The following is a 24,689-nucleotide window of genomic DNA, read 5'->3' on the forward strand; positions in this document are numbered from 1 at the left end:
CCAGGACCCAGGACCCAGGACCCAGGACCCAGGACCCAGGACCCAGGACCCAGGACCCAGGACCCAGGGCTCAGGGCTCAGGGCTCAGGGCTCAGGGCTCAGGGCTCAGGGCTCAGGGCTCAGGGCTCAGCGTTGAGCGTTGAGCGTTGAGCGTTGAGCTTTGAGCTTTGAGCTTTGAGCTTTGAGCCTTGGCTTGGCTTGGGACCCGAGTCCCGAACTCCCCCCTCATCACGCCAACACCTGCCCCACATCGATCCGGTTGCCGTCCGGATCGGCGAAGACGAAGCAGCGCAGTCCGAAATCGGCGTCGCGGATCGCCTTGATGATGCGCACTCCCTGCGCCTGCAGCCGCGCGTGCAGCGCAGCCGCATCGTCGACCAACAAGTGGGCGACATTGCTGGTGCTGCCGCGATGACCGGCACGCAGGGTCAGGTGGAGCTCGGCCGCGTCCTTCTTCAGGATGACGAAGCCGACCGGGCTGCCGTTCTGGAACACGCAGCGAAAGCCCAGCTGCTCGGTGTAGAACGCGATGGCACGGGCGATCTCGGACACGGGCACGGTCGGGGCCAGGCGGCCGAAACGAACGGTCGGGCCAGCCGAAACAAGGGACGACATCAGGTGACTCCTCGCTGCCAGGCCACGTGGGTCCGCCTGGACGGTGCCGAGACGGGGCGGGCCGGGAATGGGCGGAGCGGTGTCCGCATGGTCGGCTGCCAGTCTAAGGCGAGTTGTGCGCGTTGGGGGAGATGCGCGGGCTGTCCGCGATGCAGGGCGGTACGGAGCTGGTGGCGCTGACATGGCGGGCGCCAGGACACGCCGCGCCGCGAACGCTCGCTGCAGTTTGCAACGCGCCCTAGGGAGCGCTAAGTCCGCATTGCGCGCCTTGCCAAAGAAGCCACGGCGTGTGCACAGCGCACGCCGTGGCTCGACGCACCGCAGGCGCTGCGCAACCAGCTCGACGGATGGCAGCCAGCGCCAACCGCAGCGCGCTCAATCTTCCGGCGGCTGGCAGGAATCGCGCACGATCAGGTGCGGGCGCACGCTGGCGGTGGGCAACTGCGGCGCATTGTCAGGCTGGATCAACATGGCGGCGGCGGTGCGCCCGGTGTCGCGGGTATGCCGGCGCACCGAGGTCAGCGGCGGCCACAGCCGCGAGGCCAGCGAGCTGTCGTCGTAACCGATCACCGAGAGCTGACGCGGGATGCTGATGCCGGCACGCAGCGCAACCTTGTAGATACCGGCAGCCATCTCATCGTTACCGGTAAAGATGGCGGTGGGCCGCTTCTTGCCCAGCAGCAGCTTTTCCGCCGCCGCCACGCCGGATTCGAAGGTATAGCCGGCCTCGACGATGCGCTCTGGCGGCAGTTCGATGCCGCGCCGGGCCAAGGCATCGACGAAGCCGGCGGTGCGCTCGATCGAGGAGCGATAGGCGCTGGGGCCGGTCACCAGGGCGATGTCGCGGTGGCCCAACGACAGCAGATAGTCGGCCGCTTCGGCGGCACCATCGCGGTCGTGGGTGATCACCGTCTGCGAGATGGTGTCCAGGGTGACGGCGGCGATGCGGGTATAGCGGCAGCCGATCTCGGCCAGCATGTCGGCCAGGGCCTGGTCCTCGGACGCGCGCGGCACCAGGATCACCCCATGCAGCTTCTGCGCCTGCACGAAGCGGCGCACGCCCTCGATATAGCCAGGGCTGCGGCTGTCGCAAGGATGCACCACCAGCTCGAAACTGGAGCCGCGCAGGGCGTCCAGCGCGCCGTACTGCATATCCACGATGTATTGCGCGGTGGGATTGTCGTAGACCATGCCGATCAGGAAGGAACGGCGGAACGCCAGCCCGCGCGCCAACGGGTCGGGCGCGTAGCCGACCTCGCGCATCAGCGCCTCGACCTTTTCGCGGGTGTCCTGCCGCACCAGCGGCGAGTTGTTGATGATCCGCGAGACGGTTTTCTTGGACACTCCGGACAACCGGGCGATGTCGTTGATGGTGGCTACCTTGCCCTTCGGCAGGCCTGACATTCCCTCTTCGGCGTTCTTGCGGGCGGGCATAGCGGTCAACCAGTCGAGTTGGTGGGATTCTACCGGCCGGCGGGCCGACAAGCCCGGCAGGGCCTGCCGATACCGGTTCACGTACAGCCTTGCGAGGAGACGGTCGGCACTGGTTGCGCCTTGGCAGAGCGCTCAGTCCAGCGCGCGGTAGCGAAAGTGACGGAACTCCACCTGGCCCGGACCGGCGGCATACAGCGCCGGTTTCAGGGCCAGGAACTTGCCGGCGACGTTGTGGTGGTAGCCGGACACTTCCATTTGCACCGGATACTTGGTCCACGCCTTGCCGTCGGGACTGCTGTGGATGGTGACGATGTGGCGGTCATTGGTGACCCGCAGCCACAGCGTGCCGCCGCTGCTGCTGGGTGCCAGCGTGCTCGGCCGTTCTTCGCCATAGCGGTGCAGGACGAAGCGCTCGCCATTGCTGCCCACCCCGGCGTAGAGCCTGTCGCTGTAGAACAGCACGGCCCCGCCCTGCCCACCCGGTGCCACGGTCATCTGCACGTCGAACTGGTAGGCCTGGTCGGTGGCGATCACCGTCAATGGCGAGGCATCGCGCGGTGCGCTGCCCTTGCCCTGCAAGCGCAGCACGCCATCGCCGACCTGCACGCGCTTGGCTTCGTCGGGGCCCGGATTGAAGAACGCCCATTGCGGGCCGAGCGTGGTGCTGCGGAAATCGTCCGACAACGCCATGCCGTGCGGCAGCGCCTGCCCACTGGGTTTTTTCAGCGGCTTGCCCAGGTCGCCGCCCTTGGCGACGAACCAGCCGTCGGGCGTCCATGCGATCGGATCCAGCAAGGCCTGTCGTCCCAGCGTCCAGAAGCCGTGTTCATAACCGTGATACAGCATCCACCAGCGGCCGTCGGTGCCTTCCACCAGGGTGGCGTGGCCACGCGACCACCACGGCTCGTCAGCGCTTTGCGTCCGCGTGATCGGATTGTTCGGCGCGTTCTGCCACGGGCCGTGGATCGAACGCGAGCGCGCGCTGATCACCATGTGCCCGGTCGGCGGGCCGGCGGTGCCGCCGACGGCGGTGGTCATGTAGTACCAGCCGTTGTGACGGGTGATCTTGGGCCCCTCCTGGGCATAGCTCTCCACGTCCCAGCTTTGCGGGTATTTCCAGCCGTCGTAGACATGCTTGGGCGTGCCGACCACCTTCAGGCCGTCGTCGGACAGTTGCACGTAGTCGCCGCCGCTGAGGAACAGATAGCGCTTGCCATCCTCGCCGACCGCATGGCCGGGGTCGATGTACTTCCCCAGGCCGATGTCGATCGGCGCGCTCCACGGCCCGTTGATGTCGTCGGCCCAGACCACGAAGTTGCTGCGTTCGCCCTGCTCGCCCCGGCGGGCGGGAAAATAGATGTAGTAGCGCTGGCCATGCTTGATCAGGTCCGGTGCCCAGATCGCCCCGACATTCTGCTGGATGGCATGACCGAGCGGTTGCCAGTTGACCAGATCGCGCGAGTGCCAGATCGGCAGTCCCGGATAAGCGTCGAACGAGGACAGCGTGAGGTAGTAATCCTCGCCGTCCTTGAGCACCGATGGATCGGGATGATCGCCGGCCAGCACCGGGTTGAGAAAGCGGCCGTTGCCTTGGTCGGCAATGCGCTGATGCTCGATGCCGCGCTGCCAGTCGGCCGCGCCGGCCAGCCCGGCCCACAGCAGCACCGCGCAGGCAAGGCGCCAACGCCATCGTGATGAGCGGATCTGCACACGCATGCTCTCTCTCCTGGTCCCCGCGCTGCGGAGCGTTGCGGCCACCGGCGGCAGTGCCGTCGTTGGAACGGATGGAGCGACACGTCCCGCCGAGCATGCTGGCTAGCGTCTCGGCACGACATGCATCCGCCTACCGGGCGGTGTGGCCGCAGCGACGCGGCGGCCACTGCGGCCGAACAGCCGTCGGCAGGTCAATGACTCATGCACGCAACGCGTGCGGCAACCACAGCGACAACTCGGGGAAGAACGCCACGATCAACAGCACGCACAGCGCCGCCAGCCAGAATGGCCAGATCGTGCGCATGCTCTGGGCAATGGTGATCTGCCCAATCGACGTGCCGATGAACAAGACCGAGCCGATCGGCGGAGTGATCAAGCCGATGCCGCCGGCCAGCACCATCACCAGGCCGAAGTGAATCGGATCGATACCGTAGGCCTTGACCACCGGCAGGAAGATCGGCGTGCAGATCAGGATCTTCGGCGCCAGGTCCATGAACATGCCCAGCAGCAGCAGCATCACCACGATCATCAGCAACACCGTGCGCTGGCTGTCGGCGATCGCCTGCAGGAACTTCACCGCTGCCGCCGGCACCTGCAGATAGGCCAGCAACCAACCGAATACCGCCGCGGTGGCGATCACGAACAGGATCACGCCGGTGGTGCGTGCGGCATGCGTCACCGCGGCGAAGAACTCCGCCCAGCGCAGTTGCCGATACAGCAAGGCGGTGACGATCAACGCGTAGACCACGGCGATGGCCGCGCTCTCCACCGCGGTGAAGATGCCGGCGCGAATGCCGACGAAGATCAGTCCCACCAGCCCCAGCCCGGGCAGCGCGCCGAGCAGCCGCAATGCCACCGCCCGCCAACCTGGGAAGGCTTCGGTGCCATAGCCGCGATGACGCGCTACCGCATAGCCGGTGATCATCATCGCCACGGTCATCAGCAGCGCCGGCACGATGCCGGCGGCAAACAGGTCGGCGATCGACAAACCACCGCCGGCGGCCGCCGAGAACAGGATCAGGTTATGCGACGGCGGCACCAGCAAGGCCACCAGCGCGGCGGTCATGCTCACGTTGACCGCATAGTCGCGGTCGTAGCCGCGCTTGATCATCTGCGGGATCATCGTGCCCCCCACCGCCGACACGTCGGCGATCGCCGAGCCGGAGACACCACCGAAGAACAGCGAGGACAGCACGCTGACCTGGCCCAAACCGCCACGCACACGGCCCACCAGCGACGACGCCAGGCCGATCAGCCGCTCGGAGATGCCGCCGCGCAGCATCAACTCACCGGCAAAGATGAACAATGGAATGGCGATCAGCGAGGCCGAGCCGCTGCCGGCGGAAATCTGCTGCACCAGCACGACCGTCGGCAGGTCCAGATACAGCAAGGTGGCCAAGGCGGCCGCGGCCAGTGCGTAGGCCACCGGCACACCGATCAACAGCAGCACCACGAAGGTGCCCAACAACATCGCGATGCCCATCAGCGCGCTCCTTCGGCGTGGATCGGGCGCAGCACACGCCACAGCTTGTACACGGCAAACACCACCATCAGCGCACCGCTGATCGACAGCGGCAGGTAGTTGATGCTCTGCGGCATCTGCGCACCGGCCATCTTGATGTCCAGTCCATCCAGCAGCAGCACCGCACTCCACCACGCCAGCACGATGCCGATGGCGATGATGGCCAGCGGACGGATCACTTCGAAGATCCGGCGTACGGCCAGCGGCACGTGCTCGCCCAACAGATAGAAGCCGAAGTGACGGCTGGTGTGCACGCCAGCGGCCGCGCCCAAGCTGAGCGCAGTGCTCAGCAGCAGCAAGGTGACCGGCTCGGTCCAGCTGGGCGAGTCGTTGAGCACGTAGCGGGTGAATACCTGCCAGCCTTGCACGACCACCAGGCCAAGCAAGGCCAGCGCAGCCCCGCCAATGGCGAGGTCGGAAACGCGGTCCAGCGCGCGCTGCACGGGCGCGACCGGGACGGCGACGGTCTCGGGTTCGGTCATCGGGTCACCTTTAGGCGAAATCGCGGATGCGGCGGTACAGCGCTTCGAGTTCCGGCTGCTTGCGGTACTCGGTCAGCAGCGGCGCAGCGGCGGCGCGGAAGGCCGGCATATCGACCGCATTGACCTTGACGCCATGCGCGATCACTTGTTGCCGCGCGCTGGCTTCGGAGGCGTCCCACAAGGTCCGCATCACCGGCACCGATTGCTTGGCCAACTCCACCACCAGCGCGCGGTCGTCCGGGCGCAGCGATTGGAAGCTGCGCATCGACATCACCAGCACGTCCGGCGCATAGGAATGCTCGCTTTCCGACCAGTAGTGCGCGGCCTCGAAATGCCGGCTGGACTGGAAGCTGCGCATATTGTTCTCGGCACCGTCGATCATGTGCGTTTCCATCGCCGAGAACGTCTCGCCCAGCGACATCGGCGTCGGATTGGCGCCGAGCATGCGCATCAATTTGAGAAAGATGTCCGACGACGCCACGCGCAGCTTCAGGCCATGCAGGTCCTTGGGGTGATGCAGCGGATGCTTGGTGTTGTAGAAGCAGCGCGCGCCCGAGTCGTAGATGGCCAGGCCGACCAGATCGCGCTGCTCGAAGCTGCGCAGGATGCTGTCGCCGACGTGGCCGTCGATGGCGCGGCGCAGATGCGGCACCGAGTCGAACACATACGGCAGGCACAAGGCCTGGGTCAGCGGGAACGTGTTGTTCAACGCGCCCGAGTACACGCGGGTGATATCGATGGCGCCAAAGCGCGCCATGTCGATCGCCTCCGACTCGCGACCGAGCTGGCCGGAATGGTATTGGCGCACCTTCAGGCGGCCATTGCTGCGCTGCTCGAGTTGCTTACCGAACCAGCGCACCGCCTCCACGGTGGGATAGTCGCTGACGTGCACGTCGGTGGCGGTCAGCAACTGGCCGCCGCCGGACAATGGCGTGGTCGCCTGGGCGCCCGGCAAGGCGCCCACGGCGGCGGCACCGACACCGGCGCCGAGGAACTGTCTACGTGTGATCATGCGCCCTCCCAAGCGTCTGCTCACCATGGCGCCGGAATCACCCGGCGGACACGGCAGTACAGGAAATGTCGCCGATGCCGTCGAAGCGGATCAACGCCTGCTGCCCCACCGCGATATCGTGGATACCGGTGGCATTGCCGGTCGCGATGAGATCACCGCGCTTCAATGGGCGCCCGCGCCGAGCCGAACGACTGAGCGCAAATGCGTAGGCCGCACGCAGCCCGCCCGGCAGGGTGGTGGCGCCACCGGTGCCGACCAACTGCCCGTCGATCCGGGTTTCCACCGTCAGCTCCGCCTCGTCGCGGGTCTGCCACTGCGGAATTTCCGGCCCCAGGATCAAGCCGTTGTTATTGCCGAAGTCGGAGATCACCACGCGTGGCCCGAGCTGGTTGATCGTGGCCAACGGGCTGCTGGCGATCTCCACGCCGATGAACAGGGTCGCCGGCACCTGCAGCGCCTGCTCGGCGGTGAAGCTCTCGCGATCGGCCGGGGCATCGGCATCCAGGCGCAAGACGAACTCCGCCTCCACCGCGCCAAAGCCGCCGACATAGATCGGGAATTGGGTTGTACCACCGGTGGCATTCCAAAGCTTGCGGGCGAAGATCGGCCCAAGCAGGCGCTCGTCGCCGGAGTGGTCGCGCCGCTCGGCGGCGATGTAGCCCACTTTCCAGCCTACGACCTGATCGTCCCACTGGCTGATCGCGATGTCCTGTACCTGGTAAGCGGTGACCAGATCGGCCGGGATCTCACCGGGAAAGTCGGGCAGCGAGGCGCCCGCGCGACGTGCCTCCACGAACTGCCGGGCGATGGCGGACAACGCGGACGGAGGCGCGGGCGGAGTGGCGGCGTCGTTGCTCAAGGGCGTCTCCCTGATAGAGGTCTTTGTTGCACTGCCAATCGACAGTGGCACGGTGTGCTGTATATGGTAAACCGGTGTCATTGGCAATGTGCACTGCGGCAAAGCCGCCAGTCCAACGACGACCCTGGGAGGGGCGATGCAGACGAATGCAGAGGCCGGCGCGCCAGCGATGCCGGCCAACCGTGTACAGCGGCACTGGACCTGGCTGCTGCTGGTCCTGTTCCTGCCCGGGCTCGCCACAGGCGCGACCGAACTGCCCAGCGCCGACACCGCCCCCGAGCAGGCCAGCCGGATCGCGCTGTGGCCGGGCGACGGGATGGCACCGGGAGACAGCGCGCTGCCGCAGCCGCAGCGCATCGTCGAACGCAGCAGTGACCCGACCAAGCCGGACCGCTATATCCAGTCGATCAGTCGGCCCTACCTGGTGGTCTATCGTCCGCCCCGTCCCAATGGGACCGCGCTGCTGGTCATCCCCGGCGGCGGCTACCAGCGCATCGTGCTGGACAACGAGGGCGCGGCACTGGCGCCGAGCTTCGCCGGGCAGGCCGGCATCACCTTGTTCGTGCTGCGCTATCGCCTGCCGGGCGAGGGCCATCCGCACGCGGCAGACGTTCCGCTGGCCGATGCGCAACGGGCACTGCGGTTGATTCGCAGCAACGCCGCCCGCTACGGCATCGATGCCGGCCGCGTGGGGGTGATGGGGTTCTCCGCCGGGGGGCATGTCGCCGCCAGCCTGGCCACCCGCTACGCCGCCGCAGTCTACCCGGCGGTGGATGCGGCCGACACGCTGAGTGCCCGGCCGGACTTCCAGCTGCTGATCTACCCGGTGATCGACATGGACCCGGCCAATGCCCACCCCGGTTCGCGTCAGCGCCTGCTTGGCGACGCCCCCAGCGCCGCGCAACAGCGCCTGTACTCGCCGCAGCGGCAGGTGGATGCGCGCACCCCGCCCGCCTTCCTGCTGCATGCCCAGGACGACACCGTGGTGCCGGTGCGCAACAGTCTGCTGTTCTACGACGCCTTGCTGCAGGCCGGCGTGCCCAGCGAGCTGCACGTGTTCCCGCAGGGCGGCCATGGTTTCGGCACCAGCCGGATCGCCGGGCTGACCCTGGCGGCCTGGCCGCAGTTGGCGCAGGCGTGGATCGCCCACGTCACGGCGAGCACGGCGGGCACGGCGGGCGCCGCCACGCAGGCACGGCCATGAATCCGACCGATCACCGACGGCGCGCAGTGCTGCAGGCCGGATTGCTGGGCGCCGGCGCCAGCCTGCTGCCGGCGCTGGCCAGGGCTGCGCTGCCACCGGCCCGCGACACCACCGCGCCGGTGGCACGCCTGCGCAGCGGCAAGGTGCGCGGCCTGCGCGAGCAAGGCATCTGCGTGTTCAAAGGCCTGCCATACGGCGCCGATACCGCGCCGCGGCGCTTCCAGGCGGCGTTGCCGGAAGCGCGCTGGGACGGCATCCGCGATGCGCTCGACGTCGGCGCCGCGGCACCGCAAGCCAAGGCCTCCGAAGCCACCAGCGAAGACTGCCTGTTTCTCAACGTCTGGACGCCAGGCCTGCGCGACGGCGGCAAGCGGCCGATCCTGGTCTACATCCACGGGGGCGGCTACAACAACGGCTCGGGCAGCGACCCGCTCTACGACGGCGTGCGGCTCTGCCAGCACGGCGATGTGGTGGTGGTCACCGTCAATCATCGCCTCAACGTCTTCGGCTATCTCTACTTGGCGCAATGGGGCGATGCCAGCGTGGCCGACTCGGGCAACGTCGGGCAGCTGGATCTGGTCCAAGCCTTGCGGTGGGTACGCATGCACGCGGCCGAATTCGGCGGCGATGCCGGCAATGTCACCGTCTTCGGTCAATCCGGCGGCGGCGCCAAGATCGCCACGCTGATGGCGATGCCGGCCGCGCGCGGCCTGTTCCATCGCGCCTGGACCATGAGCGGACAACAGGTCACCGCGGCTGGGCCGCGTGCGGCCACCCAACGCGCACAGTTGCTGCTGGACGCACTCGAGATCGGCCCCGGGCAACTGGCGCGCCTGCGTGCGTTGCCGGCGGAGCAACTGCTGGCCGCCGCACAGGTCCGCGATCCGTCGCGGATCGAGCGCAGTGCGCTGTATCTGGGGCCGGTGCTGGATGGGCGCAACCTGCCGGTGCATCCATTCTGGCCGACTGCGCCACAGCAATCGGCGCACATTCCGATGGTGATCGGCAATACCCATGACGAAACGCGCGCCTTCCTCGGCAACGATCCGGCCAACTTCCAGCTGAGCTGGGACACCTTGCCGGCCAAGCTGGAAGCCGAGCAATACGTCGACCTGCTGCCGCAGCAGGTGATCGCCGAGTATCGCCGACTGTATCCGCACTACTCGCCTTCGGACGTGTTCTTCGCCGCGACCACCGCCGGCCGCTCATGGCGCGGCGCGGTCGAAGAAGCCGAAGCGCGTGCGCGCCAGGGCGCGCCGACCTGGGCCTACCAACTGGATTGGGGCTCACCGCTGGACGGCGGTAAGTTCGGTGCCTTCCACACGCTCGATATCCCATTGGTGTTCGACACCATCGACCAGCCCGGTGCGCGCACCGGCGGCGGTGCGGACGCACGCCAGATGGCCGCGCAGATGCGCGATGCGCTGATCGCCTTCGCCCGCCACGGCGACCCGAACCACCGCGGCATTCCATCGTGGACGCCGTACACGCTGCCACGGCGGCAGACGCTGCTGTTCGATACGCACAGCCGCTTGGCAGACGACCCGCGCGGTGGCGAGCGACGGCTGTACCAACAGGTGCCCTTCCTGCAACGCGGTACGTTCTGACGGCCACGCGGATCGCAGGCTCGGCGGCTGCGCTGCATGCGCCGAGCCTGCGTATCGGCCGCCTGGCTCATGCGGCGGTCGGGACCGGCGCATCCGCGGCGATCACGCCCTCGCGTTTGAGGTCCTCCCACAACTGCGGCGGGATCGCCACCCGCATCGACGCCGCATTGGCCTGTGCCTGCTCGGCCGTGCGCGCGCCGGGAATCACCGCCGACACCACTGCCGGCGCAGCGGCGAATTGCAATGACACCGTGCGCAGATCCACGCCATGGCGTTCGCAGACGGCCAATGCCGTCTGTCGCTTGGCCGGCGCCCACTCGGGCACGGTGCCGTCGTAGAGATAGCGCTCGCGTCCGGCCAGATAGCCGGCCAGCAATGGCGCGCCCACCACCACCGATGCCCCGTGGCGAGCGATCTTGGGGAAGGTGTCGTGCAAGGCCTGCGCATGCTCCAGCAGCGAGTACTGACAGGCCAACAGGAAGATGTCCGGGTCGGCCTCCTCGAGCGCGCGCAAGGCCGGTTCGGGGCGATTGACGCCAAACCCCCAGGCCTTGATCAGCCCTTCCTTGCGCATCTTGGTCAGCTCCGGCATCGCGCCTTTGGCCGCTTCGGCAAAGCGTTGCTCCCACGGCATGCCCAGGTCTTTTTCGTTTTCCGGAGACAGGTCGTGGATATAGACGATGTCGATCTGCGACACCCCCAGCCGCTGCAGGCTGTCTTCGATCGAACGCCGCACTCCGGCGGCACTGTAGTCGTAGCGATAGGCGAAGGGCGACGGCTGCTGCCACATCGTTTTCGGCGGCGTGGCGGTGGCGGTGAGCAGGCGCCCGACCTTGGTGGACAGCACGTAATCGCTGGCCGGATGGGTGTGCAGATGATGGCCGATGCGGCGCTCGGACAGGCCGAGCCCGTACCACGGCGACGTATCGAAATAGCGCACGCCCGAGGCCCAGGCGGCGGCCAGCGCTTGCTCGCTCTGGGCATCGGTGGCCGGCGCAAAGCCATTGCCGACCGCCACGCCACCGAATCCCAGTCGTCCATCGGGTCGAAAGCGGCTGCCTGGTGCAGGCGTGTTGCGCGGCAGTGCAGCGGAGCTGGCCTTGCCGCGGGTGGGCATCACGCTGCCGGCGGCGGGCGCCTGCGCCATCAACGGTGCAGTCGCCAGGGCAGCGGTGCCGGCAGCGGCGGCGGAAAGAAAATGACGACGCGTGTTCATACGGAGCTCCCGAATCGCAGTGCGATGCATCAGCATGCGCGCCACTGCGTCCACGCCAGGTCGTCGTCGTTGCCTGCCGCGCTCGCTCACTCACACGCAGATGAGGCGCGCAGGTCGCCTCGGTGATTGTCGTCGCCCGTGCACGCTTGCATCGAGGCAGCACATCTGGCGCCAGGTGCCGGCAGCTCAGCCGGGTTGCAGCCGTTGCAGTTGCGCGCGCGGCAGTCCGTCGCCCAGGCAGAGGATGGCGAGACTGATCGGCAGACGAAAGCGGCGTGGACCGGCGCTGCCGGGGTTGACGTACAGCACGCCGTCACGCGTCTCCACGCCGGGCCGATGCGAATGCCCGCTGACGATGACATCGGCCACTACATCGCGCGCCAAGGTCTTCAGGTCATGCAACACGTGGATCCGCACACCGGCGATGATCAGGTCCAGGGTGTGCGGTAGATCCGCCGCCCATGGCTGCACATCCACGTTGCCGGCGATCGCCTGTACCGGCGCCACCGCCTGCAGAGCGGTCAGCACCTGCGGCTTGCCCACATCGCCGGCATGCAGGATCTGTGCGCAGCCGGACAGCGCGGCCACTGCCTCCGGCCGCAGCAGGCCATGGGTGTCCGACAGCACTCCGATGCGTTGGCGTCGTGGCATTCCAGCACCTGCAAGTCGCAATGGTCGGGCAGACCGCAACGGTCTGGCGGGAGGGAACGGTCCACACGCGGCGGCGACGATCACCGCAGCGCCGGGCGACCAACAGCGAGCGCGCCGGCATGCGAGCGTGACCACCGTGGCGGGCAAACCACCCGCCACGGCTAGGCGGGTCACCCTTGTGGCGTCAACACGATGGCAGCCAGCGGCGGCAACAGCAGCGGCAGCGAGGCCGGATGGCCATGCATGGACTGCGCGTCGGCCGCGACCGCCCCACCATTGCCGAGATTGCTGCCGCCGTAGATGCCGGCGTCGCTGTTGAACACTTCGCGCCAGACGCCGCCCTGCGGGACGCCGATGCGATAGCCGTGCTGCACCGTCGGGGTGAAATTGATCACCACCAGCACCGGCGCATCGCCGCGCTTGCCCTTGCGCAGGAAGGCCACCACGCTGTTGCCGGCATCGTCGCCGACCAGCCACGCGAACCCTTCCGGGGTGTCGTCGTTGACGTGCAAGGCCGGGGACTGCACGTACAGGCGATTGAGATCGCGCACCAGCGTCTGCACGCCGCGATGGCGCGGCGCATCGAGCAAGTGCCAGGGCAAGCCCACATCGTGACTCCATTCGTCCGGCTGGCCCAGCTCGCAGCCCATGAACAGCAACTTGCGGCCCGGGTGGGTGAACATGAAGCCGAGATAGGCCCGCAGGTTGGCGAAGCGCTGCCACTCATCCCCCGGCATGCGCCCCAGCAGCGAGCCCTTGCCATGCACGACCTCGTCGTGAGAGATCGGCAGCACGAAGCGCTCCGAATACGCATAGACCATGCTGAAGGTCAGCTCGCCATGGTGATAGCGGCGATAGATCGGATCGCGCCCGATGTAGTGCAAGGTGTCGTGCATCCAGCCCATGTTCCACTTGTAGTGGAAGCCCAGGCCACCATGCGCCACGTCGGCGGTCACGCCCGGCCAGGCGGTGGATTCCTCGGCGATGGTGACCGCGCCAGGCGCATGCTCGCGCACCATGCTGTTGAGCCGGCGCAGGAAGGCGATGGTCTCGTAGTTTTCGCGGCCGCCGTGGATGTTGGGGATCCACTCGCCGGCGTTGCGGCTGTAGTCGCGGTACAGCATCGACGCCACCGCATCCACGCGCAGGCCGTCGATGTGATAGCGCTGCAGGAATTCCAGCGCGCTGGCGATCAGGAAGCCGGACACCTCGCGCCGACCGTGGTTGTAGATCAAGGTGTTCCAATCGCGATGGAAGCCTTCGCGCGGGTCGGCGTGCTCGTACAGCGCGGTGCCATCGAAATGCGCCAGCCCGTGCGCATCGGTCGGGAAGTGCGCCGGCACCCAGTCGACGATCACGCCCAGGCCCTCGCGATGGCAACGATCGACGAAGCGCGCGAATCCTTCCGGGGTGCCGAAGCGCGCGGTCGGCGCAAACAGTCCCAGCGGCTGGTAGCCCCAGGAACCGCCGAACGGGTGCTCGCTGACCGGCAGCAATTCGATATGGGTAAAGCCCATGTCGGCTACGTAGGGAATCAGTCGTTCGGCCAGCCGATCCCAGTCCAACGGTGCGCCGTGTTCGTGCAGCCAGGAGCCGGCATGCAGCTCGTAGATGCTCATCGGTGCGTCGTGGCCCTGCCGGCGCGCGCGCGTGGCCATCCAGCCGTCGTCGCTCCAGCGGAATGGCGTGGGGTCGGCCACGATCGAGGCGGTGCCCGGCGCCAGCTCGGCACGGCGCGCCACCGGATCGGCCTTGGCCGGCAACTCATGGCCATGCGGGCCGCGGATGGCGTACTTGTAGTGCGTTCCGGGTCCGACATCGGGTACGAACAATTCCCACACCCCGGCCTGATGGCGCAGCCGCATCGGATGCCGGCGCGCGTCCCAGCTATTGAAGTCGCCGACCACCGCCACCCGCGAGGCGTTGGGCGCCCACACCGCAAAGCGGGTGCCGCGCACGCCGTCGATCTCCATCACGTTGGCGCCCAGCGCGTCGGCCAGGTGCAGGTGGTGCCCTTCGCTGATCAGGTGCAGGTCGAAATCGCTCAGCAACGCGCCGAACGCGTAAGGGTCGGCCGTCTCCTGCGTGCCGCCGGGCCAGCCGATGCGCAACCGGTAGCGCCCCTGGGCCGGCAGTGTGCCGGCAAACAGTCCGGGCGCCGGGCCGGCCTCCAGGGCGATCGCCTGCCCGTCCTCCAGGACCGCACTGACGTGATCGGCACCGGGCTGGTAGGTCCGCACGATGCGGCCGTCGTCGGCTGGATGCGCGCCGAGCACGGCGAACGGGTCGCCATGACGTGCCTCGGTCAAGGCGCGGGTCACGCCGGGGTCCCATCGATTGCTCACTGCGGTCATTGCTCCAGTCATCATGTGTCTCCTGCGCCCGCACGTGCGCGTTGCAGGATGCGTCGCAGGCCGTGGATCGGCACCATCAGCCAGCCCGGACGATTGGCCGCTTCGTAGCGCACCTCGTAACAGGCCTTTTCCACCAGGAACAGCAAGGTGGCGGCGTTGAATGCCGCCGGCGCGATCCAGGGATGCGCGCTGGCGTCGAGGACGGCATGGTAAGCGTCCAGGAAGGCTTGTGTGGAGCGGCGACGGAATTGCGCCAGGAAATCGTCCAGGTGGGCGTCCACGCCGACGCCCGCACGGGCCGCTGTGCCCTCCTCCCCTCGCGCCGAGACCTCGCTGGCGTAATCGAGCGAGCGCAGGAAGCCGGCGACGTCGCGCAACGGGCTGGCCTTGGCGCGGCGCTCGGCCAGCGGCTTGGCCGGCTCGCCTTCGAAGTCGATCAACACCACGTCGTCGAACGCCACCAGGATCTGGCCCAGGTGGAAATCGCCATGCACGCGGGTCAGCAGCGAATCGGCCAGCACGCGCGGAGCCTGTGCCAGCAAGGCATCCAGCTGCGGACGCTCGGCCAGTACCGCCTCCAGCGCCTCGCGTTCGGCCGGGTCCTCGGCCGCGGCCAGGCGAGCATGCACGGTCGCCCACATGTCCTCGACCTGGCGCGCGACGCCTGCGACCACGTCGTTGGCGGCCGGCAGATCGATGCGCTGCGGCGCGAAGTCGGCGTCGTCGGTGTGCCGCGACAGCGCTTCGTGCAGTTCGGCCAGGCGCTTGCCCACCACCGCAGCGAAGGCATCGTAGCCGGCGATCGCTTCCTGCCGGGCGTCATCGGTCTGCGCCGTGGTGTATTCGTCGAAACTGCGCGCCAGATGGTCCAACGTCCAGCGCCAGGCATCGCCCTGATTGCGGATGAAGCCCTGCAGCAAGGCGATGGTGGTGACCGTGCCCTGCGCGTCGATCCGGCTGATGCTGCCGAGCAGCGGCGCGGCGTTGGCATAGCCCATCGCCGTGAGCCGGCGGCCGATCTCGATCTCCGGATTGGCGCCGGTGGCCACATGCCGCAGCAGCTTGAACACCGCCTTGTCGGCGACCACCAGCGAGCTGTTGCTCTGTTCGGCCGACAGCCAGCGCACGTCCGGATCGTCGGGGATCTCGACCCCGGCCAGCGCCGCGGTCGCTTCGAAGCGCACCTGGCCGCGCTGGCTGGCATCGGCACCATCGTCGAAGTCCAGGGTCGCGTTCTCGCGCAACGCGGCGATCACTCCGCGCACCATGGGTTTGAGCGCGAAGGCATCGGTCAGGTAGCCGACCTCGCGACCACGCCGCACCCGCGCCAGCGCCAGCTGCTCGGCCAGCGTGCTCGGTTGCTCGCGCTCCCAGACGATACCGATCGGCAACATGTAGCACTCGAGATGGCCGTCCTGCAGGGTCACCTCGACCTCCAGCAGGCTCATCGGCTCGTCGCCCGGCAACGGCGTGCGGCGGGCGATGCGCACCTGTTGCAGGATCTGGTCCTTGGCCGAGAACCAACGCCGCGCGGCCAGCCAGGCCGGCAGGACCTCGCTCTCCAGGGTGGGCAGGTGCGGCGCCAACGCGTGGGTTTCGTCGCTATCTCCGCGCAGCACCAGGGTCCGGTAATCCGGCAACGGTACCGGACTGGGCACATGCCAATCGGGCAGCGTGCCTTCGCTGACCAATTGGAAGGCATAGAAGCCGAACGGCGGCACGGTCAGCAAGTAGGTCAAGCGGCCGATCGGCGGAAAGCTGCCGCCGCCGATGATGTCCACCGGCACCCGGCCTTCGAACTCGGACAGGTCCAACTCCACCGCCTGCAAGGTATGCGACAGGTTGGCCACGCACAGCACGGTCTCATCGTTGTAGCAACGCAGATAGGCCAGCATGCGGCGGTTGCCGGGATACAGGAACCGCAACGTGCCGCGACCGAAGGCCTGGTAACGCTTGCGCACGCTCAGCACGCGGCGGGTCCAGGTCAGCAGCGAGTGCTGGTCGCGCACCTGCGCTTCCACGTTGACGGCCTGGAAGCCGTACAGCGGGTCCATCACCGGCGGCAACACCAGTGCGGCCGGATCAGCGCGCGAGAAGCCGCCATTGCGATCGATCGACCACTGCATCGGCGTGCGCACACCGTCGCGGTCGCCCAGGTGGATGTTGTCGCCCATGCCGATCTCGTCGCCGTAATACAGCACTGGCGTGCCCGGCATGGTCAGCAGCAGCGAGGTCATCAACTCGATGCGGCGGCGGTCGCGCTCCAGCAACGGCGCCAACCGGCGACGGATGCCGAGGTTGATGCGCGCCCGACGATCGGCGGCGTAGGTCTGCCATAGATAGTCGCGCTCGGAATCGGTGACCATCTCCAGCGTCAGTTCGTCGTGGTTGCGCAGGAAGATCGCCCATTGGCAGGAATCGGGGATCTCCGGCGTCTGCCGCATGATGTCGGTGATCGGGAAGCGGTCTTCGCGCGCGATCGCCATGTACATGCGCGGCATCAGCGGGAAGTGGAACGCCATATGGCATTCGTCGGCGTTGGCGCCGAAGTATTGCTGGGTGTCTTCCGGCCACATATTGGCCTCGGCCAACAGCATGCGGTCGGGGTATTCGGCATCCAGGGTCGCGCGGATCTTGCGCAGGATGGCGTGGGTTTCCGGCAGGTTCTCGTTGGACGTGCCCGGGCGTTCGACCAGATAGGGCACCGCATCCAGCCGCAGGCCATCGACGCCGCGATCCAGCCAGAAGCGCATCACCTCCAGCACCGCCTCCAGCACCGCCGGGTTGTCGAAGTTCAGATCCGGCTGGTGCGAATAGAAGCGATGCCAGAAGTATTGCCCGGCCACCGGATCCCAGGTCCAGTTGGACTTTTCGGTGTCGCAGAAGATGATGCGGGTGCCGGCGTATTCCTGGTCGGTATCGGACCACACATAGAAGGCGCGTTCGGGCGAACCAGCGGGCGCTTCGCGCGCGCGCTGGAACCAGGGATGCTGGTCGGAGGTGTGGTTGATCACCAGCTCGGTGACGATGCGGATGCCGCGCGCATGCGCCTGTTCGACCAGGCGCTCGAAGTCGGCGATGCTGCCGTAGTCCGGGTGCACCGCCATGTACTCGGCGATGTCGTAGCCATCGTCGCGGCGCGGGCTGGGATAGAACGGCAGCAACCAGATGGTATCGACACCCAGCTCGGCAATGTAGTCCAGCTTGGAGATCAGTCCCGGGAAATCGCCGATGCCATCGTCGTTGGAGTCGAAGAACGACTTGACGTGGACCTGGTAGATGATCGCGTCCTTGTACCAGCGCTGATCCGGCACCACCGCAGACTGCTCGGCATCGGCCTGCAACGAGGGAACAGCATTCATGCGTGATCTCCTGCGCGGAGGCGCCACAAGGCGAATGGCCGGCTGGCCTCGAGGTGGAGGTGTTGATGCTTGCCGTGCCAGTGGAAGCGATGGCCATCCCATAGATCGTCCACCGTCACCGTCGCGTGGTCGGGCAGACCCAACTCCCACAGCGGGATTTCCACATCGGCGCCCTGCGCCGCGTGCGGATCCAGATTGATCGCCACCAGCAGCATGCTGCGGCTGCGCGCCAAGTGCGCGTCGTCCAGGAACTTGCCGAAGTACAGTACCTGGTCGTTGTGGGCCTGGTAGAAGCGCGTGCCCAGATGCGACTGCAGTTCCGGATGCAGCCGGCGCAGCTGGTTGAGGCGGGTGATCTCATCGACGATGTCGCCCGGTGCGCGCTCCGGCCATGCGCGCAACTGGTATTTCTCCGAATCCAGGTATTCCTCCTTGCCTGGCAGCGGCGTGGCCTCGCACAGCTCGAAGCCCTGGTACATGCCCCACAGGCCGGACAAGGTGGTCGCCAAGGCGGCGCGGATCAGGTGCCCGTTGCGGCCGCTGGTCTGCAGGAACAGCGGATTGATATCCGGGGTGTTGACGAAGAAGTGCGGGCGGAAGCATTCGCGCGGGGTGCCCTGGTTGAGTTCTTCCAGGTACTCCTGCAACTCGTGCTTGTGGTTGCGCCAGGTGAAATAGGTGTAGGACTGCGAGAAGCCGCATTTGGCCAGGCGGTACATCATCTTCGGCCGCGTAAAGGCTTCCGACAGGAACACCACATCCGGGCGCCGGCCACGGACATCGGCGATCAGCCATTCCCAGAACGGGAACGGCTTGGTATGCGGGTTGTCGACCCGGAACAGCGTCACGCCTTCGTTGACCCAGAACAGCACCGCGTCGCGCAAGGTATTCCACAGGTCGGGAACCGCACCGCTGGCATAGAAGTCGACATTGACGATGTCCTGGTACTTCTTCGGCGGGTTTTCCGCATACGGAATCGACCCATCGGCGCGCCAGGTGAACCAGTCCTTGTGATCGCGCAACCACGGATGGTCGGGCGCGCACTGGATCGCGAAGTCCAGCGCCACTTCCAAACCATGCGCGCGGGCGGCCTGGATCAGCCGACGAAAGCCGTCCAGCCCGCCGAGCTCGGCATGCACCTCCGTATGGCCACCATCGGCGGCACCGATCGCATACGGACTGCCGGGCTCGCCGGCCACTGCACTGACCGCATTGTTGCGGCCCTTGCGGTTCTTCAAGCCGATCGGATGGATCGGCGGCATGTACAACACGTCGAACTGCATGGCGCGGATATGCGCCAGCTTGCCGATCACATCGTCGAAGGTGCCATGGCGCTGGCCATCGCCACTTTGCGAGCGCGGGAACAGCTCGTACCAACTGGCGAAATGCGCCGCGCGCCGCTCGGCCTCGACCCGATAGGTCACCGCGGTTTCGGCGCGGAAGGGCTTGTCGTCGGCCTGCGCCATTCGCTGCGCGGTCTCCGGCTCGAGCACGATCGCCAGCTGGGCCAACGGATCGGCCTGCGCCTCCAGGCGCGCTACGATCGCCTGCAGCTCGGTGGCCAAGGCACCCTCGCTGCGCGCACTGGCCGCGCGCACCACCGCCACCGCCTCCTGCACATCGACCGGCAACACGCTGCCGGCGGCCCGCTTCTTCTCCAGATCGGCGTGCAGGGTGGCGAACACATCGCGCCAGGCCTCCACCCGGAATTCGAATGTCCCGATGCGATCGAGCGGGAACTCGGCTCGCCAGCGATCATTGCCCAGCGCACGCATCGGCGCACTGGACCAGGCCTTGGCATCGGCCGGGCGCCACAGCACCGCCACCGCGATGCGGTCATGGCCATCGCAGAACGCGTCGGCCTCCACGCACACCCGCTCGCCGACGCTGCGCTTGACCGGGAAGCGGCCGTTGTCCACCGATGGCGTCACCGCCTCGATGCACACCCTTGGCCAGGCGGCCGCCGTCTGTGCCCGCGGCCGCATCCGCGGCACCGTCAGCACATGCCGTGCCGGCACGCTGCGGTAGACGCGCACCTCGCCTGGGTCCAGCACATCCAGACTCGCGCCTGACAGCGTGCGTCCGTCCTCGGCGACCAAGGCTTCCGCATCGCCCAGCAAGCGCAACAACTCCGGTGCCGGTACCGGCACCACGTGATGGGAATCGCCATTGAGCAGCAGCAGCGAGGGCAGCCCCCCCAGGGGCTCGATCGCCAGTGCACTCAACCCAGTGGCTTCCTGCAGCAGCGGCCGCAGGCGCATGCCCGCGTTGCGCGGTGGCAAGCCGCTGACCGCTTTTGCCGAGGCGGGGAGCTGCGACAGCTGCGCCTCCTCCAGCAACCAGGCGCCACCAAGCGCAAGCGCCAGCGGCCACTGCAGCGCGGCGCGCCCATCGTTGCCGTCCGCTGCACCCATCACGGCCACCACCTGGTCGGCCAATGCACGTAGCGCCGCGTCCTCGTCGAAGAACCAACTGCCGCGTCCGTCCCACCAGGCCAGTGACGAAAACGCCGCATCGAAGCCGGCACCGGCCAGCTGCTGCAAGGCCTCCCCACCCAGGCCGGGTGTCCAGGCCGCCAACACCAACTCCGGTGCCTGCGCGTGCACGCGGCCGATCAACTCGCGCCAACGTGCCGCCGGGATCCGCTGCGGCTGCAGGAAGCGAAAACCGCCGACGCCGAGCTGCGCCCACGCCAGCAGGCGCGTACTCCACCATTCGACCAGCGCCGCGCCTTCCTGCGCATAGGCAAAGCGCGCCTCCGCCACGTCCGGCGTGGCACGCGCTTGGCGCGGATCGGGCAGCGCCGACGTGCGCGCACGGAACCACTGCGGGTTCTCGCGTACCACATCGCTGCTACCACCGATCTCATCCAAGCGCAGATCCAGCAACAAGCGAACGCCAGCACGTCGCGCCGCCTCCACGCACACGCGCAGACGTTCCGCCTGCGCATCCCCGGGCGCGGTGACCGGCTCGATCAATCGCCCTTCGCCATCCCGCTCGAAGGGCGCGGCCAGCAACACGTAATCGCAGCCGGCCTCGCACGCCGCCACACAGCGCTGCTCCAAGCCGCCGTGCCCCGGCGCACCCACCTCGTCGACTCTACAAATCCGCATGATGCGTCCTCAGCCGCCGGAGTGCGACGCGTCCGCGTCGGCTTGCGTACAGGCCCTGACAGCCGCGCCCGTACGCCCCTGCCCGCCTCGGCCCACTCCTGCCCAGGCCGGCGGCTGGCCGGTCCTGTCCATCGTGACTGCACTCATGCGCGACTCCGCAACGGTCATAGACCAACAGTCAACCATCGCGCTTGCGAATACCGCGTGTCGGCCGAATTGACGAAAATCAAACAAGCGCAACTGGTACGTGCCGTGCCGGCCGCATTGGCGAGGTAGCGGCCGGGGACTTGGGGCGACGGATGCAACCGGTGGCCAACGCGTCGGCCAGTGGCCGCTCGGGCGGCGGCAGGTCAGTCGTCCTAGCGAGAGATTTCAGACGGCCTCATTGCTTCTGGCCTTTCAAATTCGAAGCGGTCAACGCGGTGTTCCCCAAAACGCTGACGCAGTTGTGCATCATGCGCCTGGTGCGAGCCAGCCTACGCTACGTGTCAGCCAAGGACAGCAAAGCGTTAGTCCCACGTCTGCGCCGCCTGTATACCTCGGCCATGGCCGAAGAAGCGGCGCGAGAACTGGACGCCTTTGAAGCGGACTGGGGCGAGAAGTACAAAGCGGTGGTGCGGCTGTGGCGCGGAAACTGGAACACCATCCTTCCGTTCTTCGAGTTCTTGCCGAAGATCCGCAGGGTGATCTACACGACTAACGCGAGTGAATCGCTGAACATGGTCATGCGCAAATACACGCGCAATCGGCGGATTTCCCCGAACGATGAGTCGGCACTGAAGCCGCTGTTTCTGGCGATCAGCGAAGCGTCGAAGAACTGAAAATCGATCCATCATTGGAAGCCGGCACTGCAGAGCTTCCAGGTGATGTTCGGCGAAGAGCGCGTGCCGCTGCAGGCGCTGTGACACATACGGTTTACACAGTTCGTTTGACAGATCCAGTTGGTTTGACAGACCCCAGTGTAAAAGTGCTGCACTTGGAACTTGAGTCGGCCCCCTTGGTTTGACAGAATCAACTTACCAATATTTTAATATCTTCATTGGCCCTTCATTTCTAATGACATATATCTCTTCATACTGAAACGAAAGTATAAAATTACCTATCTTTCTTCCATCAACCAATCTCATGAAATTTTCTATATCTTGGCGACCTTCATCCAGCGAACTTGCCCTACAATGAAAACTTCCGGTAATTCCCACTAACCACCCAAAGTTCACCCCTTCAGTAACTATAGGCTCTGGCTTTTCATTTTCGCTAAAAATGAAACGAGAGTTGGATTTTTTAAAATTTCCAAATATCATTTGGTCCTCAGAATGATAAATTTCCTCCATCTCATCTAATATTGACTTTATATCTTCCGGCGCAAAACTGCATTCCATCTCAAGGATCATCGTGATTGTCATGTCAGAACTCAGTTATCTTAAATTGGTGATCTTTCATGATGTAAATTTTTTTTAGCCCCCCTACCGGATTTGATTTTAAAGCCACATCTAACTGATCGATTGTCAAAGGGGAGTCGGCGAGATTTACGACGATCACATCTGCTTGCTTCTTCACTTTTTCTGTAATCGTCTTTATTGCAGAAATTGCACTACTTGTCTTTGGGGAATAAACATCAGCCAGTTCACCATTCAATCTTAAATCCGGGTTCGCCTGATTTTTTTATCGTTTGGAAGTTGTTCAACATCATAACCTGCCTCAGCAAGCTTTCTCGCTGCCTCATTCTGGCGATCAATTGAACGCACCTGGTCTGCCGGCGCATTAGCTGGTGGAGCCTCAGGTTCGCCAAGCAATGTCCCGCCTCTCGCTCGACCAACTCCAGCCTCACTATCTGCATCAGCGGAAGCTGCTGACAGTCTCGTCGCGAAAGCTCCACTCTCTACGCTTGCATTTTTTATCGAATTACGAATGATATTTGTGATTTGGCTTCCAACCAGGCCTCCCGCTTCTCCAACGGCGATGCCTGACCACATTAGGCGCTGTGTCGTTGCCCAATCCATTCCCTCGACATAGCCAGCTTCTGCCCAGCGCCCCTGATCTTTTAGCAGAAGTTGGTAGTTATTTTTAAGGGCTAGCTCATCAAAAGGTCCAATTTGGTCGCTGTATCCACTGAAGGCAATTGATCCTATTCCCAGAAGCATTCCTTTGCCGATAGACATAAGGTCGCCCGATACGCTAGCCTCCTTGTCGGCGGCTTCGTAACCGCGGTTAGTTCCTAAGAATTGAAGTTCCCTGTTTCTTTGCGTTGGCGCATGGTCAGGGCTACGAATGTCCTCAATATAGTTCTTTATCGATGCATCGAATCTAGCACCGTAAAGTGCATTGAGATTGACGGTAGGATCCTTCCTTTCCTTATCAGTGCTCTGAAAGAATGAATGACGATCACCCATCGAATCAGTGTAATAGCGCCCTTCCGACTCATTGATGAGGAAGGCATTTGTTAGCGTATCTGTGCCATTCAACGCGGCCCAGTTCTCGTCTTCTTTTGAAGCGGCAAATCGATTTAGCCGAAGGCGCGCTTCTTCTTCAGTGAGAACGAGGCCATTCTCCGCCATGTAGTCGATATATTTTTCGACGACTTCATCACTCTTTAAGAACTTCACCTCGGATGGATGCAACTGCCGGTTATTGGTGTCGGCATTAAACGCCGTCGCCGCACCTGCTCCGCCGCCAGTGACGGCACCCAGTCCCGCTGCAAGGCCTGCTCCCACTGCTTCCCGTACGCCATCGGGTAGGTTCTTGGTCAGCTCGTTGAGCATCGGTGCTGCGGTGGCGGCAGTCGCCGACCCCAGAGCGCCTTGCACGCCTCCCCCCAATAGGCCCACCGCCGTGTGCGCAGCCACGCGATATTCGCCGCCTTCATCCCATTTGGCCGCTTCTTCCTCGTTGCCTTGCAGGCGCAATTGATTGGCCTTGGTGGTGGCGTAATCACCCACGAACTTGCTCGCCTGCTGCCCAAACGTCGCGGTGATCTCGGCACCGGCGCTGACCTGCTGTTGCAGCTTTTGCCCATCCCAGCCCTTCACCAGGCCGTTGGCGCTGTCGCCGGTGTGGACGTCGCGGTTCAATGCCGCCAGCACGTCGCTGACGCTTTGGCCGGTCTTGGCCTGCTGGCCGGCCTGGTCGGTAATCACCACCGTGCCGCCGCTGATGCCGCTGGCCGTGGTCGAGGTGCTACTGCCGCTCTTGCTGGAAAACCCCGCACTTGCGCCTTGCACGCCGCTGCCCTGGTTCTGCCAGGACCAGTTGCTGCCATTGTTGGTGGTTGGTGGCGTCTGGGTTTCGGTCTTGGCTCCGTCCTTGCCATCGCTGCCGCCGGCGGCATAACCGCCCGAGAGGCTGATGCCGGTGGCTTTGTAGTTGTTGGTATTGGTGATGTCGCTCACCGTCAGCGTGCCGGTCTGCAGGCGGTTGGCGCCAGCGTCCACCGCCGCCTGGGTACTGGCGATCACCGCTCCCTTCAGGTCGGTATTGCCGCCCACGCGGATATCAAAACCCCCATCGCCGGCCTGGATGCCACTCTGTTCCTTGACGCTGGCAAAGTG

The 24,689-nt window shown here is 65.7% G+C and carries 16 protein-coding genes and 2 pseudogenes; 3 read left to right on the forward strand and 15 right to left on the reverse strand.

Annotation, left to right across the window (positions count from 1 at the left end):
- Window positions 1-228: 228 nt before the first annotated feature.
- The 7 genes from CKY51_RS03720 to CKY51_RS03750 form a co-directional block, all read right to left on the reverse strand.
- The gene (locus CKY51_RS03720; protein ID WP_022972775.1) at window positions 229-615 is read right to left on the reverse strand and encodes a glyoxalase superfamily protein; all 387 of its coding nucleotides are present in this window, start codon (window positions 613-615) and stop codon (window positions 229-231) included.
- A gap of 375 nt (window positions 616-990) precedes the next feature.
- A complete protein-coding gene (locus CKY51_RS03725; RefSeq protein WP_031339990.1) occupies window positions 991-2,049 on the reverse strand; it encodes a LacI family DNA-binding transcriptional regulator in 1,059 nt (352 codons plus the stop codon).
- Window positions 2,050-2,181: 132 nt separating this feature from the next.
- Entirely contained in the window at window positions 2,182-3,765 is a 1,584-nt protein-coding gene (locus CKY51_RS03730) for a family 43 glycosylhydrolase (protein WP_031339989.1), read from the reverse strand.
- A gap of 196 nt (window positions 3,766-3,961) precedes the next feature.
- Window positions 3,962-5,245 carry a TRAP transporter large permease gene (locus CKY51_RS03735; RefSeq protein WP_022972772.1) on the reverse strand — a complete coding sequence of 428 codons (1,284 nt, stop codon included), beginning with the start codon at window positions 5,243-5,245 and terminating at the stop codon, window positions 3,962-3,964.
- On the reverse strand, window positions 5,245-5,766 hold the full coding sequence (locus CKY51_RS03740; RefSeq protein WP_022972771.1) for a TRAP transporter small permease: 522 nt from the start codon (window positions 5,764-5,766) through the stop codon (window positions 5,245-5,247). The genes CKY51_RS03735 and CKY51_RS03740 overlap by 1 nt, the downstream gene beginning before the upstream one ends.
- A gap of 10 nt (window positions 5,767-5,776) precedes the next feature.
- Window positions 5,777-6,778 (reverse strand): TRAP transporter substrate-binding protein, encoded by a 1,002-nt coding sequence (locus CKY51_RS03745; protein WP_022972770.1) that lies wholly within the window; start codon window positions 6,776-6,778, stop codon window positions 5,777-5,779.
- A gap of 37 nt (window positions 6,779-6,815) precedes the next feature.
- Entirely contained in the window at window positions 6,816-7,637 is an 822-nt protein-coding gene (locus CKY51_RS03750) for a 2-keto-4-pentenoate hydratase (RefSeq protein WP_022972769.1), read from the reverse strand.
- A gap of 136 nt (window positions 7,638-7,773) precedes the next feature.
- Between CKY51_RS03750 and CKY51_RS03755 the strand changes: the two genes are divergently transcribed.
- Window positions 7,774-8,841, forward strand: coding sequence for an alpha/beta hydrolase (locus tag CKY51_RS03755; RefSeq protein WP_244952508.1), 1,068 nt, complete (start codon window positions 7,774-7,776; stop codon window positions 8,839-8,841).
- Window positions 8,838-10,448: a carboxylesterase/lipase family protein gene (locus CKY51_RS03760; RefSeq protein WP_031339987.1), complete on the forward strand. Its 1,611-nt coding sequence runs from the start codon at window positions 8,838-8,840 to the stop codon at window positions 10,446-10,448. Before CKY51_RS03755 ends, CKY51_RS03760 begins: the two co-directional genes overlap by 4 nt.
- A 67-nt stretch (window positions 10,449-10,515) precedes the next feature.
- On the opposite strand, the gene CKY51_RS03765 is transcribed toward CKY51_RS03760, so the two are convergent.
- From CKY51_RS03765 to CKY51_RS03785, 5 genes are all read right to left on the reverse strand, one after another.
- Window positions 10,516-11,664 carry an aldo/keto reductase gene (locus CKY51_RS03765; protein WP_022972767.1) on the reverse strand — a complete coding sequence of 383 codons (1,149 nt, stop codon included), beginning with the start codon at window positions 11,662-11,664 and terminating at the stop codon, window positions 10,516-10,518.
- Window positions 11,665-11,850: 186 nt separating this feature from the next.
- Complete coding sequence (locus CKY51_RS03770) at window positions 11,851-12,315, reverse strand: metallophosphoesterase family protein (protein WP_022972766.1); 465 nt, start codon at window positions 12,313-12,315, stop codon at window positions 11,851-11,853.
- A gap of 170 nt (window positions 12,316-12,485) precedes the next feature.
- Window positions 12,486-14,660 carry a 1,4-alpha-glucan branching protein GlgB gene (glgB, locus tag CKY51_RS03775; RefSeq protein ID WP_031339986.1) on the reverse strand — a complete coding sequence of 725 codons (2,175 nt, stop codon included), beginning with the start codon at window positions 14,658-14,660 and terminating at the stop codon, window positions 12,486-12,488.
- 20 nt (window positions 14,661-14,680) lie between these two features.
- Complete coding sequence (gene treS / locus CKY51_RS03780; RefSeq protein ID WP_152248904.1) at window positions 14,681-18,031, reverse strand: maltose alpha-D-glucosyltransferase; 3,351 nt, start codon at window positions 18,029-18,031, stop codon at window positions 14,681-14,683.
- Window positions 18,028-21,144, reverse strand: a complete 3,117-nt coding sequence (locus CKY51_RS03785; RefSeq protein ID WP_022972763.1) for an alpha-1,4-glucan--maltose-1-phosphate maltosyltransferase — start codon at window positions 21,142-21,144, stop codon at window positions 18,028-18,030. The genes treS and CKY51_RS03785 overlap by 4 nt, the downstream gene beginning before the upstream one ends.
- A 407-nt stretch (window positions 21,145-21,551) precedes the next feature.
- Here CKY51_RS03785 and CKY51_RS03790 point away from each other — a divergent pair.
- Window positions 21,552-22,049: pseudogene (locus tag CKY51_RS03790) on the forward strand (transposase); the annotation flags it as partial.
- A gap of 111 nt (window positions 22,050-22,160) precedes the next feature.
- Here CKY51_RS03790 and CKY51_RS03795 read toward each other — a convergent pair.
- The 3 genes and pseudogenes from CKY51_RS03795 to CKY51_RS22625 all read right to left on the reverse strand — a co-directional run.
- The gene (locus tag CKY51_RS03795) at window positions 22,161-22,547 is read right to left on the reverse strand and encodes a hypothetical protein (protein WP_133264755.1); all 387 of its coding nucleotides are present in this window, start codon (window positions 22,545-22,547) and stop codon (window positions 22,161-22,163) included.
- Between the two features lies 1 nt (window position 22,548).
- Window positions 22,549-22,779: a CdiA C-terminal domain-containing protein gene (locus tag CKY51_RS03800; protein WP_152248905.1), complete on the reverse strand. Its 231-nt coding sequence runs from the start codon at window positions 22,777-22,779 to the stop codon at window positions 22,549-22,551.
- Between the two features lie 2 nt (window positions 22,780-22,781).
- Window positions 22,782-24,689 (reverse strand): annotated as a pseudogene (locus tag CKY51_RS22625) (hypothetical protein); the annotation flags it as partial.

Source organism: Xanthomonas maliensis, assembly GCF_009192945.1.
Classification (GTDB): Bacteria; Pseudomonadota; Gammaproteobacteria; order Xanthomonadales; family Xanthomonadaceae; genus Xanthomonas; species Xanthomonas maliensis.